Genomic DNA, 12896 nt, shown 5'->3' with positions numbered 1-12896 from the left:
GGCCGGCGAAATTTTCGAGTCGGATAAGTCGACTACTTCTTAGCCTGCTTCGTACGCCGCGGTTTACTCTCTTCGTTGGCGATGGGGTTCACCGTGGGAACGGGTTTTTCGCGAAGACCTACGCCCCACTTGGCCTCAGTCTCCTTGTCCTCCACCACGGCGTCGCCCTGGAGCACTAGACCTTGCGGACCTTTTCCGTTGTAAACAACACCTGAGTGCCCGGGGGCACCCCCTCACCGGGCGAGCCCCTGCACCCCCGCCGAGGCACCGTCCCACTTCCTTGGAACCAGATCACCATAGTTGGGACACTCCCTCGCGGGATCCGGATTCGCGCGGTCCCGCGTAATCTGACCATCCCGAATGTTGTCCCAAAATCTGGCCCCTGCACGACAGTCACACAGGTAACTTTCGGGACGGCGACCCTCTTCGCCTCAGGATTCCATGCTCAGGTACCGGTACACCGTGGCACGGCTCGCCCCGATGATTTTCCCTATGTCAGCTGGTTTGAGGCCACGCGCCTTTAGTTCATGTGTGCGCTTCACCTTGTCATGGTCAGCGGTGACTTCCCGTCGGCCTGCCTTTCGACCATTTTCGGCCGCAGCAGCCATGCCAGCCCGAGTGCGCTCGGAAAGCTGGTCACGTTCGAGTTGGGCGAAAGCGGAAATGATCGTGACCATGGCCTGGGCGATCGCTCCCCCGACCTCACTATCAGGGTCAGTAACGATGCCATCCCGAAGCGATCGGAACTTGATGCCGCGCGACTTGAAATCATCCAGCAACTCCAGCAGGTGGCGGGTATTGCGCCCGAGCCTGTCCAGCTTCCACACCACCACCTCATCTCCGCGGCCGAGACGGTCCAGCATCCTATCCAACTCCGGACGGCTTACCCGGGTCCCGCTGATTCCTTGGTCCCGGTAGATCCGTTCGCAGCCCGCAGCCTCCAGCTCACGGATCTGCAGATCAGTGCTTTGATCCGCCAAGCTGACTCGTGCGTACCCAAGACGCGCCATCCCACTCCCCTAGTCTTATCAAAGGACAAAAATAAGTGATGTTGAGAATATCAGAGTGAGACACATTGTTGGGACAGAGCGTGACCTGAAAAATCATGAACCAGTTATGAGTGACCGACCGGAGCGCCGCTGACTCATCAAAGGAACCTTTGATAGGACGTAAAACTCCCTCTCCCAGGGGCTCATATCCACTTCGTGGATGGCGCCGTGCCATCCAAGTGCTGCTCCCCCTCTGATGGGGGCTTTGGTGCGGCGGCCGTCCCGCGGACAACGGCGGGCGCTCTCGGTCGTCATCACTTGGCGTCGCCTGGAAGAGTCCAATCGAAGTCACGCGGGAGGAGTTGCCCATCGTCTGGATTGAACGGAAGGATCCTGAAAGTTCCCGCGTTAGGATCCACTAACCCGTCCGTGATCATCCGCATCCCGGACCACACGCCCATCCTGCACAGCCCCGGATACTGACGGGCGTGATAGACCTCATTGCGCGTAACGATGACCGAGTCACCCCTGCTCTGAGTGCCTTTCGCTTCAAGGTAGAGCCGCTCGGTATCCCTGACCGCGACGGCGTCGTAGGGATGATTTTGCCGGGTGTCTGTAACGGTCCAGCCCCGAACTCGGTAGTGGCGCATCAAACGATCCTGTGCAGCGTTCTCAATCGCTTTGCGGACGTCGGCGTCCATTTGTAGCCCTTGGCCCCCTGCACCGGGTAGATCCCGCGCCTCAGCTAGGCCCGCGTCCACCACGCCGGCAGTCTCAGGGTCCGGGCCATACAAAATTGAGTTCCTGTGGTGCGGCGGGTATTTGACCGGCGTGGTCCTCAAGGCCTCATGAATCGGATGCTCAGGCGGTAGAACGCGGCCTATGAGCGCTTTCTTTTGCTTCCCCGTGCTACTAATCACCAAGCTCTCGTGATCCGGGTCCATGAGTTCCGCGACCAACACAACCCGACTTTGATAGATGAGGGCTGCCCATCGCTGCTCTGCGATCTTACTTGCCTTCAGAGACCAGTCGCCGCGGTTGTTCGCCCACGGCTGCTCCGGTGTTGCCCCAGGGTCATAGCCGTACCAATCACGTTCAAGCGGATCATCGCTGTCGGCAGTCTGTCGGTCGCTGAGCCTGATGTTGATAACCATGAATCGAGTATCGCCGACCAATCTCAGCGAACCGCGCACGACAGCGGGTGGTACCTGGTGCCGTCAGCTCGCCGGAGCTCGGCCGGCGTCTCGTCAGGGGATCCTTTGCTGAGACGCTCGACCGAACACCGGGCGAGGAAGCCCCGCGGCCGACGAACCGATAGCTCCCCGACCGGATTCACGCCGACGGTACACGGAGCGGAAACAAACGTATGAGATAATAATGGCTTGGTCGGCGCGTCATCAATGCGGAGCAAACATGAATGACATGAAAGACAAGAGGCGCCGGAGAAGCGATGTTCGTCGTGACTGACCCCTATATCTTGGATGGGGGCATGTCACACGAAATCCAGGGGGCGCTCCACACCATACTCGAGGGAAATCGAATGGCCCTCGAAGCGGATTTTGCGATCGTAACCTACCGGCCTCATTCTTCTGCGAGCACCGTAGCGTTAGCCAGCTCAACACGTGACGGCGGAGACTTCTTCCGGCCCAACGAGCCGCTCACCCTTAGTGACAGTCCGGTCGGAAAACGACCAATATTGGCCGTTGATATGAGCATACGATCTCTCCTGCGCCAGCGATCTCTCCGTCTGTCTTCCGCCGTCGTCGTTCCTTGGAGCGATGACAGTGGAGTCGGTGCTCTGATACTGGGAAATTCCTCATTGGAGCCTCTCACGTCGGGCGTATCCTCCGCGCGCCGATCCGTTGAAATTGTCAACGCTGTTCAGACTGGCAGGACTGCCGGAATGTCCAGGATTAGAGGTGATCTACACGCGGCGCTGAAAGAGGTGGCTGAAGCCAACGCGTGCATGTCCGATGCCGAGTCGCGGCTTGCGGCCATATTGCATTCTGCAAAGAGGCTATTTAACACCGAGGTGTCGTACCTGGCAATGCCTCAGCGAGATAAATCAGTTTTCTCCTTCACTCAAACCCTGGGTATCCACACGCCCGCGTTCCGAGGACTGCAAGTCGAGGAGGGACACGGTCTGGGAGGGCTTGCGCGTTTACTCCAGCGTCCGGTTCGATCATTAAACTACTCACGGGATCATCAGTTGAAGTCCGCTTTCATTGCTGAAACCAAAGGAGAGGGCATCGTATCGGCCATGGCCGCACCGGTGATGGTCGACGGGGAAGTCAGTGCTGTCATCTACATTGGAGACCGCCGTCTGCGCGCGTTCAGCGAAACGGATGAGCGGATTTTGGAGGAATTCACAGGTTTTGCGATGCTCGGCCTCGAACAACTCAGGATCGACGAGTATCGCGGTCAGGTAATCAAGCGTGAGGAACGGGAACGCCTTGCCTACGCCATTCACGATTCCGTGGTCCGGCGCTTGGTGGAGATCGGCTACGTTGTGGACGAGAGCCGACGAACCGTGCCTTCTGGCGAGGCTCAACGGCACTTCGCAGCTATCGAGCAGGCTATTGAATCGGCGATGGACGCGCTGAGAGGCCAGCTGTCGCAGGCATTTGTTGAAGAGGACTCCAACGGAGAAACCGACGCGTACAGCGTCATTAACAGGATCATGGAGCTGCGGCACGTTCCCGGAATAACCCGGAGCCACGGTGAAAACATCGAACCACGATTCAGTACGATGTCGGTCCCGGCGGCCAATGCTTTGATCCGCGTCGGCCAGGAGGCCGTCGTGAATGCAGAGAGACACTCCGGATGCAGCCACATCCACGTACAACTCGATCTCGACGCTCAGCAGGCCACTCTGAGCATCCGCGACAACGGCCGCGGGATGCCCCAACGACAACTTGATAACCCCGCATCGCCGCTGCACCTTGGTGTCGGAGGAATGCAGGAAGCCGTCAATTCGGTTGGCGGCCAGCTCACTTTTGGAACGACAACGCCCCACGGCCTCACGGTTACAGCCCACGTGGACCGTCTTCGAACTGGGAGGAAGCAGTGATCCGATTCTGCGTCATAGACGACCACGAGGTCATCCAGGACGGGCTGTCGGCAATGGCCCAACGCGAGGAAGACCTCGAGCTGGTGGGCGCGACGAGTCGGCTACGCGACGCATCCGCCTTACTCCAAGCCACTGCCCCGGATATTGCCCTACTGGACCTGCAGTTGGACGGCGAGAGCAGTATCGAAGTCTGCTCACTCCTGACCGAAACTTTCTCAGCCACGAAGGTTATTCTTTTCAGTGCCTATGGAAACGCAGCACTACTGAGGCAGGCCGTCCAGGCCGGAGCATCAGGTTATGCCCTCAAAGATACGAACACACGGAAAATACCTGATATCCTCCGCGAAGTCTTCCGGACCGGCAGCTATTTTGATTCAAGGCTGTCCGCCTCGCTCCTGCGCGAGTCCCTCAGCCCAAAATCCGCGCCGGCCTTCAGCGACCGCGAACTCGATATCGTGTCTGAAGTATCCAGAGGATCGAACAACTACGATATTTCCGAAAAGCTGCATATCAGCCCTCACACGGTCAAGTTCCATATTTCGGCCATGCTCAAGCGGCACAACCTCCAGCGAAGGGCGGAACTGGTGCATTTGGCCATGTCCATGCATCTACTGGATTAAGAGGGTGGCCTCCCGGTGTCGAGCCGGGTTGCTCAACATGCCGATCCCTTCTACGCGGATGTCCACTGTTTGTCCGTCAGTGAATCCGCCCATTCCTCGCGGAGTTCCCGTCAGTATCAGGTCTCCGGGCAGCAGAGTGCACACGTCTGAAACGAACGCGATCAATTCAGGAATAGCGTGAAGCATTTCGGATGTGCTGCCCCTGCGTCGGAGTTCGCCATCAACGAACGTCTCGATCAGCAGGTTGCCTGGATCGAGATCCGTCTCGATCACCGGTCCCACGGGGCAAAAGGTGTCGTACGCCTTGGCGCGCCCCCACTGGCCTTCCGCAAACATCAGGTCCCTTGCCGAAATATCATTCGCGATTGTGTACCCGTAGATGTACCGGGCATGATCCGCGGCGCGCACTCTTTTGGCTGTCTTCCCAATGACCACGGCGAGGCCGCCCTCGTGTACCAGACGGCCCGGCCCTCCACTGGTGGTATCTGAATGGTCTCCCCTGGTCCGATGACCGATGAACTAAATTTGAGGAACATCGTCGGATCAGCGGCCGCCTCGAACCGTGGATTATGGCCGAACGCTGCGTAGTTTGGGCCCACGCACACCACCTTGGAAGGCGATCTAACCGGGGCGAGAAGGACCGTGTCGGCCACAGGTATGCGCTCGCCCGTTTTCGTTACGCCGTCATGCAAGGGATTCCCGTCAAGTACGAGGAGCTCCAAGTGATCGACTATCCCGTACCGAGAATCGTCCTCCGTGCCGAAGCGGGCAATTTTCATGACGCACTCATCTCTCGCCCGCAGCCGATGCATAGGAACAGTTCCATTGGATTCAAACGCCCTTGTCATCGACTCCTGGACCGTATAAGGGCGTCGACGGCTACAGCCGCAACGACGATTGTTCCCTTGGCAATCAGCTGCCAGTTCTGGGTGACATTAAGGCTGTAGAAGACATTAGTGAGCGCCGCGAGGATCAGTAGCCCTATTGCCGAGCGCCAAACCGCGCCTTCCCCGCCGAGAAGCGAAGTGCCGCCCACAACGACGATCGCGATGGCATCGAGGGCTATTGTCGCGCCGACGTCAGCCTGTCCTACGCCGAGGCGGGAGGAATCCATCATGCCTGCCAGAGCTGCCAGACCGCCAGTAAGGATATAGACACCCGAGGACAGACCTTTGACCCTCAGCCCTGACAGCCACGCAGCTTCATAGTTCCCTCCGATCGCTGCAATATTGCGGCCATAGCTGGTCTTTGCTAGCACTACGGTCCCGATGATGAAAACTGCCGCCAGGATCCAGATAGGGAGGGAAACGCCGGCAATGTAAGTCAGTGCGAGATCCCGGAACTCAGGAATCTTGTTGACGATGAAAGGCGAAGAATTTGAGTAGATGTAGGCAATACCGGAAATAACCGAAGCGGTGCCGAGGGTGGCGACGAAGGGGTTGATCTTGAGAAGGGAAACCAACGCGCCATTGGCAATTCCGGCGATGATGCCAGCCAGCAGAGCGGCGAGACCTGCGATGAGGACGGAACCGGTCTGGAGCGTAACGCCGGCGTAGATGACTGATCCCAGGGCATAAACCGCGCCGACCGACAGATCGAAGCCGCCGGTGATGATCACAAATGTCATACCAACGGCAATAATGCCGACCGCGGCGTTCTGGCTCAGGATGTTCCCGATGTTCCCTGCCGACAGGAAACCTGGATATAGGACTGTTGCTACCGCGATTAGTGCAACCAGCACGCCGACCATGCTGTATTTTCCGGCCAGATAAGCCCAGTTGATTCCTTGGGCGGAAATAGCGATACGGGCTCCTGGAACCGGCTGGCCGACGTCAGCTGCTTGGGGCTCCATCAAAGTGTTCTTTATCATGCGACTTCATCCTCTCCAAATCCAAACTTCACGATGTCCCTCACGGTGTAGGGGTTGCTTGCGGTGTCTATTTCTCTCACTACTCGGCCATGGGAAAAGACGAGAAGCCGGTCGCAAATGGCGAGTACTTCCTCAAGCTCGGATGAGGTCACGATGATTGCGGCTCCGTCCTTCGCAAGTCTGACAAGTGAGGCCATGACCTCGGACTTCGCGCCGACGTCAATGCCCCGTGTGGGTTCGTCCACGAGCATGATTTTGGGCGAACGTCCGGCCCACTTGGCCAGCAGAACTTTCTGCTGGTTGCCGCCGGACAGATTCTTCACGGGCTCCGTCAGCCGCTCGGGCTTGAACCCGAAGTAGATGGCCTTTTCCTCGGCACCCTGTACTTCCCGGGCAGGAGACAGCCACCAGGGGGAGGGCGTTCTGCGCCCCATCCAGTAGTTGCTGGCGCCATCCATGCCCAGCACCAGGCCGTGTTTGCGGCTCTCAGTGACGTGGGCGATTCCGTAGTCAATGGCAGTTCTGGCCGAGCCGGGCCATGGTAGTTCACGGCCTTCCAGCTCAAGTTCCCCGCCGGAACTCGGTTCCAGACCGGCCAGGCTGCGCATAAAGGTGGTCCGGCCGGAACCGACGAGACCCCAGAGCCCCACGATCTCTCCCTGGCGGGCTGTAAGCGTAATTCCGTTGACCACTGTGGGCATCTGAACGTTCTTCACGGAGAGGATCGCCGGCCCGAGTTCGTGGCGGTCGGTGCGGCGGTCGACGACGACGTCCTTGCCGACCATGTCATGCACGAGCGAGCCTTTGGTCCACTCGCTGCGCGGAGCGGTGCGGATGATTTTCCCGTCCCGAAGGACGGTGATCGTGTCGCTGAGCTGCAGGACTTCATCCAAGTTGTGGCTGACAAAGATGATTGTTGTGCCCTGACTGCGCAGCCGGTTCAATATCTTGTACAAGGTTTCCCGTTCGTGCTCGGCCAAGGCCGCACTTGGTTCATCGAGGATGAGAATCCTGCCACGCGCCTGCACGCCGCGAAGAATTTCCACGATCTGTTGTTGGGAAACGGACAGATCGCGAGCTGCGGTGTCCGGGTTGATGTCGACGTCGAACTCCTTGCACATGGTGACGAACTGTGAGCGCATGTGCGACTCCTGAAGGAATCCGCCGCGGCTGTCGTTCTGTCCCAAAAACATGTTCTGGGCCGCAGTGAGGGCCGGAATCATGGTTAGTTCCTGATAGACGACCACCAGTCCATGCATCCTTGACTGTCGCGGATTTGCCTTAGTGAGGGCTGTCCCGATAATCCTCACGGTTCCCTCAGTGGCGGACACCCGTCCGCTGATCATGCCCAGAAGGGTTGACTTACCAGCTCCGTTTTCGCCCACAAGTGCGTGTACTTTGCCCGCCTCAACCTGAAAGGTTGCCCCGTGAACAGCGTATTTGTCGGCGAACTTCTTCGACACATGGTCGCATTCCGCCGCAATCGTTGATTCGTTCAATGTTATGCCCCCTGACTGGTCGGGCCGGGAACGTCCTCGTTCCCGGCCGGACGCGATTGCTTAGTACTCGGCGTCGGGCCGGGAACGTCCTCGTTCCCGGCCGGACGCGATTGCTTAGTACTCGGCCTTGAATTTGGAGACATTGGCCTTGGTGACAAACGGTGTTCCAGGCAGGGAACCCGATTTTGAAAGGTCTATGAACTGCGGTACTTTCTTGCCTTCGACGTGATCCACAACTGCTTGAACCGCCGCGGCGGCCTCTTGGCGCGGAAGCATCATTACTGTTCCCGTCAACACGCCGGAGGTCACATTGTCCAGGGCCCATTGGTCTCCGCCGAAGTCGTAGACGGCAATGTGCGTTCCTGCAGTGGCCTGTGCAACACCCCTGGTCATGCCTGTGTAGTTGGACATAATGACGTCCACGCCGGGATTGGCTTGGACGATGGTTTGTGCTGCGCTGAAAGCTTTGGGGGTTGTGTAGTCCGTGGTCTGCGAAGCCACAATCTCGTACTTGGGGTTGGCTTTGAAAGCTTCGGCCGCATTGGTGAAATTAATGGTGTTGGCACTGAGCGGCGGCCCGGAAATCAGTGCAATTTTTGCGCCATTCGGGTAGGCAGCCATTACCTCTGCAACCCAGGCGTCGTAGACTTCCGGAGTCTGGCCGCCGACGAACGTCACCGTTCCTGGTTCCCAGACCTCGGCACCGGATTTTGTTGCACGCCCGCAGATCGGCACGTTGAAGAGCGTGACCATGACGCCGGCTTCGGGCGCGTTCTTGGTAAGAAGGTCGCACACCAGGTTGCCGTCAATTGCCTCGACCGCAAAGGAGTTGTACTTCCCGCTGCTCAGGGCGGTCTGCATTTGGTCAAACTGAACCTTTGCGTCCCACTGGCCGTCGAAGACGTCAAGTTTGAACCCCTCCTTTGCCGCAACTGATTTGGCGTCCTCAATGGCGACCTTCAGGTACTCATTGCTGGTTCCTGACGAGAAAAACGCCATTTTCAGGTCCGCTGGATTTTTCACGGAGGTGGCGGCCGCTTGCGTGACGCCCGTCGAGCTGGCGGTTTCTGCCCGTGAGCTGGCTGTTGAGCAGCCTGCCAGCAGGAGAGCGGAGGCGCTGAGCACGGCAGCCGCGGTTATTGAAGGTTTCATAGTCATCCTTAGGGATCGCTGAATCTAAAATTATGGGTGCTTAGGCCAGCTGGCCTGTGGGTTAGGCCCGCTGGGGCGCTGTAGGAGCGCCCCAGCGGGCAAGGGCGGTGCTATTCGGCTGCGTATTCGGCTGCGAGGGACTCCAGGTCGTCCTCACGAAGGTGCTGGACCGGCCGGGCTGCGGCTGCTTTTTCCCGAGCGAAGCTGGAGTCGGCCGGGGGCTCCTCGATTCCCCGCACGTCGGGAAGCGACTGCAGGCGGTGGTCTTCGTCGTCGTCAACCCAGGCGGCGGCGATTTCGTCCAAGGTTGCGAACCATACGCCGTCCTTGGAGGCGATGTGCTCGATCAGCCGCTCGTACCACATGATGTGGTGCGCCTGACCGATGATCTGGGGATGCACGCACGTCGCGTAGACGGGGTTGGCCACGTTGTCGTAGGCGTAGTCGAAGATGTCCCGCCAACGTCGGAGGATTGTTTCTGTGTCCTGCATGCCCGCTTGGGGTCCCGTGTAGGCCAGCGGGGGGAAATCGTCCAGGTACCAGTTGACGGGAATTTCCAGGACGTGGCTTGCTTTGCCCGGAATGTTGCCCTGTTCCCAGCGAACCTGCCAGCGTCGAGGGTAGTAGGGGACGAGGTCGCGGGCCATCAGGCTGCTGTCGTAGGTGAAGCCGAACTCTTCCACCAGATCCAGCGTGTTATCGCTGTAGTCCCAATACGGTGAGCGGTAGCCGGTTGGCCGGATTCCAAGCACCTTTTTGAAGGAATCGAAGGCCAGCTGCATGAGCCGCTTTTCCGTTTCCTTGGTGATTCCCGGGGGGACCTCGTGGTAGTAGCCGTGATGTCCAAATTCGTGTCCCTTGTCGAGGACCTGTTTGCACTGCTCGGAAAACGTGTCGACCGAGTGTCCCGGCGTGAACCAGGTCGATTTGACGTTGTACCGGTCGTAAAGGTCCAACAGGCGGGGTACGCCGACTTCGGCGCCGTACTCGCCCCGAGCCATGGTGGCGGGTGAGACCCGGTTGAACGCGCCCATCCAGAGCGATTGGGCATCAAAATCTGTGCCGAGGTTTACGGCAATTTTTTTGCCCTCAGGTAGTTGCAGGTGTCCCATTGCTTTCCTTTCGTGTTTCTTAGTTGGTGATCGGTGTGAGGTGGATTATGTGTTCTGCCGCGGCTTCAATGCTTGCCCGCGAGTAGAGCAGGGGGAACGCTTCTCCGCGTGACCATGGTTCGAAGAGGTCCGTATAATGCGGGCTATTCAGGTTGCCCGACTGTCCGGGTGCATTCATTGCCAGCGAGGCGTCCCAGTTGCCGACGTCGATGGCCACCCTGAAGGTTGACCCTGCGCTCTGCACAAAGTTCGGGCCGTAGGCGGTGTTGCCCACGGTGTCTCCACTGCCTCCACGCGGCAGCGGGCCTGCGCTCAGTTTCTCCCGGTCAATCCCGGTGAGGATTGGACTGAGGGGGTGGACGGCACGGGCAACGTGGAGCTGGCCCCAGGTCCAATTCTGCCTATCCGGCCCCAGCAGCTTCTCCAGGTCTTCAAGGGCCGCAGGAAGAGTCGTCGTCACTGTCTCGACCAGAAAGGTGAGCGGATCCGCTCCCAGGCGACTTCCCGGGTCTTCCATGAGTTCAAGGTCGATGCGTGCGTCTGCCAGGAGGTCTTCCTTGTTGGCAATCCGCAGCAGGACTTCCGGATTCTCCGCCTGGCCGGTCGATTCGCTGACGGCTTTCGCTATGATCGCGGGACGCAGATGCCTGCGGTACCAGACTTCGAAGAGGGCCGCGGCACCCGAGTCCGGGGAAAGCTTGTTGTCCCAAGTCAGAAGGCTGTCCAGGCCGTCCACCGCTGCCGCGTCCGTGAAGGGCAACGCCCGCACTGCGTCGAGTATGCGTCGTGCCGGGATGCTGAGGTAGTCGCTCTGGAGCTCAACCATGTCCTCAACAGTGGCCTCCGTCATCGTCTCAAGGACCTCATCGATGCGGTGCCGGCGGTAAGGCGCGTACCAGTCATAAGTGATGTGCCGGTCCTTGGGAAAATCCTCGGGGAGGTTCATCTCGTTTGCTGTGGCAATCCATCCCTGCTCCGGATTGAAGTCACCGGGAAGCTGGTCCATATCGTAGAACCCGGACCACTCGTAGCGTCCATCGCCCGGGACCGGCAACGTACCGTCCCAGTTCGTGCGAATGGGAGTAAGGCCGCCGGTCTTCCAGCCGATGTTGCCGTCGGTGTCCGCATAGACTTGGTTTTCCGGAGGTGCGCCCCAGCGGTTCATTGCCCCGAGGAACTCGTCCCAGTTCTGGGCCCGCATGTAGTCCATACTCCCCAGATACGGCGCCATGCCCGGTTCCAGCCACGCGGCTCGTATAGCGAACGCCGTCCCGGCGGCTTCATCGATACGAATAACAGGTCCGTGACGGGTGAAGACCAGCTCCACTTCAACGTCGTCACCGTCCTTTACTTCAACTACCTCACGTTCGACACGCATCGGTTCCCAGCGGTCCTGATAGAGGTATTCCCGCGGATTTTCAGGGTTCAGCTCGTAGATGTACAGCTCCTCCTGGTCAATGGCGAAGATCGTCAGTCCGAAGGCGATATGGCCGTTGTGCCCGATGCTGATCCCGGGAAGACCGGGCTCGCCCCCACCGATGACGTCAAAGCCGGGGGCGTGAAGGTGGGCAAGATAGCGAAGGCCCGGAAGCGCGGCGGCCGCACGGTGCGGATCGTTCGCGAGAAGAGGCCGACCCGTTGCGGTGCGGCTGCCGGTGATCACCCAGTTGTTGCTTCCCTCAGGCAAAACCTTCCCCTGCGCCGCATCGGGATCAGGCGCAGCGAACGGCGGAGGTGTGGTGGCCAAATCGTAAACGGCGAGAATGTCATCAGGAATCAACGAAAAGTCGAGTCCCTCGGGAACGGTTAATTCGTTAAAGGGCTGGCGACGGCGGCGCAGCTCTTCCACGTCAGCACCATGGTCACGGATGGTCAGCGCACGCGCCACCTTTTCCCGGACATTGTAGAAGAGTCCGTGGCTGCGGATCCTCGATACATCGGACGGCTGCCAAAATTCAGGCTCATACCCCAGTTCCTTGAACTCGGCCGGCAAAAGGCTCTCGTCGTCACGCGTGAGCTGAATATAGGCGTTAATGCCCTCGACGAACGCCGTCGTCGCACGCTTCGTATCCGAACCGTAGGAGAGCCAGTCATGATGCATGTCGCCTCGGTACAGGAAGAGCCGAGCGGCCCGGTCGCGTTCCGCGTAGACCGCCCCGAACACGCTCGAGAGCCGGCCCAGACCCCGACGCCGCCAGAAATCGATCTGCCAAAGGCGGTCCCGAGCGGCGTTGAAACCCTGGACGCGGAAGGCGTCGTAGGTGTTCGAAGCGTAGATGTGAGGCACGCCCCACCGGTCAACGATGATCTCGGCGGGAGCCGTCAATCCGGGGAGGTCTATGGTTTCCTGGGTTGTTTCTGTGTCAATCGGTGCGGACATATCGCATCTCCTGGTCATGGTCTTAGCTGATTTGCGCTGAGGAAATGCCGATCGGAGCGGCCAGGTGCACCCGGGTACTCCATCGACCAACATTGCTCGGGGTGTGTTCCAAGTAGGCCGTAAAGCAACGGCTTCATGAGGCTAAAGATGGGGCCATGTTCCGGCTAGTTCTGTACTAGCCGAACGGCGAGTACAGAGCTAGCC

12 protein-coding genes are annotated in these 12896 nt (G+C 59.2%); 2 read left to right on the top strand and 10 right to left on the bottom strand.

The genetic code is table 11. The annotated features are described in order from the left end of the window. Nucleotides 1–32 precede the first annotated feature (32 nt). The 3 genes from AC50YA_RS21755 to AC50YA_RS21745 form a co-directional block, all read right to left on the bottom strand. Nucleotides 33–176 carry a hypothetical protein gene (locus AC50YA_RS21755; protein WP_494984259.1) on the bottom strand — a complete coding sequence of 48 codons (144 nt, stop codon included), beginning with the start codon at nucleotides 174–176 and terminating at the stop codon, nucleotides 33–35. A 255-nt stretch (nucleotides 177–431) separates the two neighbouring features. Beyond that, the gene (locus tag AC50YA_RS21750; protein ID WP_494984258.1) at nucleotides 432–1010 is read right to left on the bottom strand and encodes a recombinase family protein; all 579 of its coding nucleotides are present in this window, start codon (nucleotides 1008–1010) and stop codon (nucleotides 432–434) included. 293 nt (nucleotides 1011–1303) lie between these two features. Beyond that, complete coding sequence (locus AC50YA_RS21745) at nucleotides 1304–2143, bottom strand: protein NO VEIN domain-containing protein (RefSeq protein WP_494984257.1); 840 nt, start codon at nucleotides 2141–2143, stop codon at nucleotides 1304–1306. Between the two features lie 791 nt (nucleotides 2144–2934). Here AC50YA_RS21745 and AC50YA_RS21740 point away from each other — a divergent pair. Beyond that, nucleotides 2935–4059, top strand: coding sequence for a GAF domain-containing sensor histidine kinase (locus AC50YA_RS21740; RefSeq protein WP_494984256.1), 1125 nt, complete (start codon nucleotides 2935–2937; stop codon nucleotides 4057–4059). Then, nucleotides 4056–4679: a response regulator transcription factor gene (locus AC50YA_RS21735; RefSeq protein ID WP_494984255.1), complete on the top strand. Its 624-nt coding sequence runs from the start codon at nucleotides 4056–4058 to the stop codon at nucleotides 4677–4679. The genes AC50YA_RS21740 and AC50YA_RS21735 overlap by 4 nt, the downstream gene beginning before the upstream one ends. Here the strand turns inward: AC50YA_RS21735 and AC50YA_RS21730 are convergent. The 7 genes from AC50YA_RS21730 to AC50YA_RS21700 all read right to left on the bottom strand — a co-directional run bounded on the left by AC50YA_RS21730 (nucleotide 4668) and on the right by AC50YA_RS21700 (nucleotide 12692). Beyond that, the gene (locus AC50YA_RS21730) at nucleotides 4668–5114 is read right to left on the bottom strand and encodes a fumarylacetoacetate hydrolase family protein (protein WP_494984254.1); all 447 of its coding nucleotides are present in this window, start codon (nucleotides 5112–5114) and stop codon (nucleotides 4668–4670) included. The two genes, AC50YA_RS21735 and AC50YA_RS21730, sit on opposite strands and share 12 nt — an antisense overlap. Continuing rightward, nucleotides 5015–5458, bottom strand: coding sequence for a DUF2437 domain-containing protein (locus tag AC50YA_RS21725; RefSeq protein ID WP_494984253.1), 444 nt, complete (start codon nucleotides 5456–5458; stop codon nucleotides 5015–5017). The genes AC50YA_RS21730 and AC50YA_RS21725 overlap by 100 nt, the downstream gene beginning before the upstream one ends. Nucleotides 5459–5523: 65 nt before the next feature. Continuing rightward, nucleotides 5524–6549, bottom strand: a complete 1026-nt coding sequence (locus tag AC50YA_RS21720; RefSeq protein WP_494984252.1) for an ABC transporter permease — start codon at nucleotides 6547–6549, stop codon at nucleotides 5524–5526. Then, nucleotides 6546–8012 carry a sugar ABC transporter ATP-binding protein gene (locus AC50YA_RS21715; protein WP_494984261.1) on the bottom strand — a complete coding sequence of 489 codons (1467 nt, stop codon included), beginning with the start codon at nucleotides 8010–8012 and terminating at the stop codon, nucleotides 6546–6548. Before AC50YA_RS21715 ends, AC50YA_RS21720 begins: the two co-directional genes overlap by 4 nt. A gap of 150 nt (nucleotides 8013–8162) precedes the next feature. Next, a complete protein-coding gene (locus AC50YA_RS21710; RefSeq protein WP_494984251.1) occupies nucleotides 8163–9200 on the bottom strand; it encodes a sugar ABC transporter substrate-binding protein in 1038 nt (345 codons plus the stop codon). A 110-nt stretch (nucleotides 9201–9310) separates the two neighbouring features. Further along, nucleotides 9311–10312, bottom strand: a complete 1002-nt coding sequence (locus tag AC50YA_RS21705; RefSeq protein ID WP_494984250.1) for a polysaccharide deacetylase family protein — start codon at nucleotides 10310–10312, stop codon at nucleotides 9311–9313. Nucleotides 10313–10331: 19 nt separating this feature from the next. Next, nucleotides 10332–12692, bottom strand: a complete 2361-nt coding sequence (locus tag AC50YA_RS21700; protein ID WP_494984249.1) for a penicillin acylase family protein — start codon at nucleotides 12690–12692, stop codon at nucleotides 10332–10334. Between the last annotated feature and the right edge of the window lie 204 nt (nucleotides 12693–12896).

It is taken from the genome of Pseudarthrobacter sp. RHLT3-21 (genome assembly GCF_059383495.1).
The sequence above is the reverse complement of the archived record's forward strand: the minus strand, read 5'-3'. Positions and strand labels throughout refer to the sequence as shown.

What these genes read in the sequence shown, in the direction of transcription:
- AC50YA_RS21720 (WP_494984252.1), bottom strand. Translation starts at nt 6,549, where the DNA reads ATGATAAAGAACACTTTGATGGAGCCCCAAGCAGCTGACGTCGGCCAG.
- AC50YA_RS21700 (WP_494984249.1), bottom strand. Translation starts at nt 12,692, where the DNA reads ATGTCCGCACCGATTGACACAGAAACAACCCAGGAAACCATAGACCTC.
- AC50YA_RS21745 (WP_494984257.1), bottom strand. Translation starts at nt 2,143, where the DNA reads ATGGTTATCAACATCAGGCTCAGCGACCGACAGACTGCCGACAGCGAT.
- AC50YA_RS21725 (WP_494984253.1), bottom strand. Translation starts at nt 5,458, where the DNA reads ATGAAAATTGCCCGCTTCGGCACGGAGGACGATTCTCGGTACGGGATA.
- AC50YA_RS21705 (WP_494984250.1), bottom strand. Translation starts at nt 10,312, where the DNA reads ATGGGACACCTGCAACTACCTGAGGGCAAAAAAATTGCCGTAAACCTC.
- AC50YA_RS21750 (WP_494984258.1), bottom strand. Translation starts at nt 1,010, where the DNA reads ATGGCGCGTCTTGGGTACGCACGAGTCAGCTTGGCGGATCAAAGCACT.
- AC50YA_RS21710 (WP_494984251.1), bottom strand. Translation starts at nt 9,200, where the DNA reads ATGAAACCTTCAATAACCGCGGCTGCCGTGCTCAGCGCCTCCGCTCTC.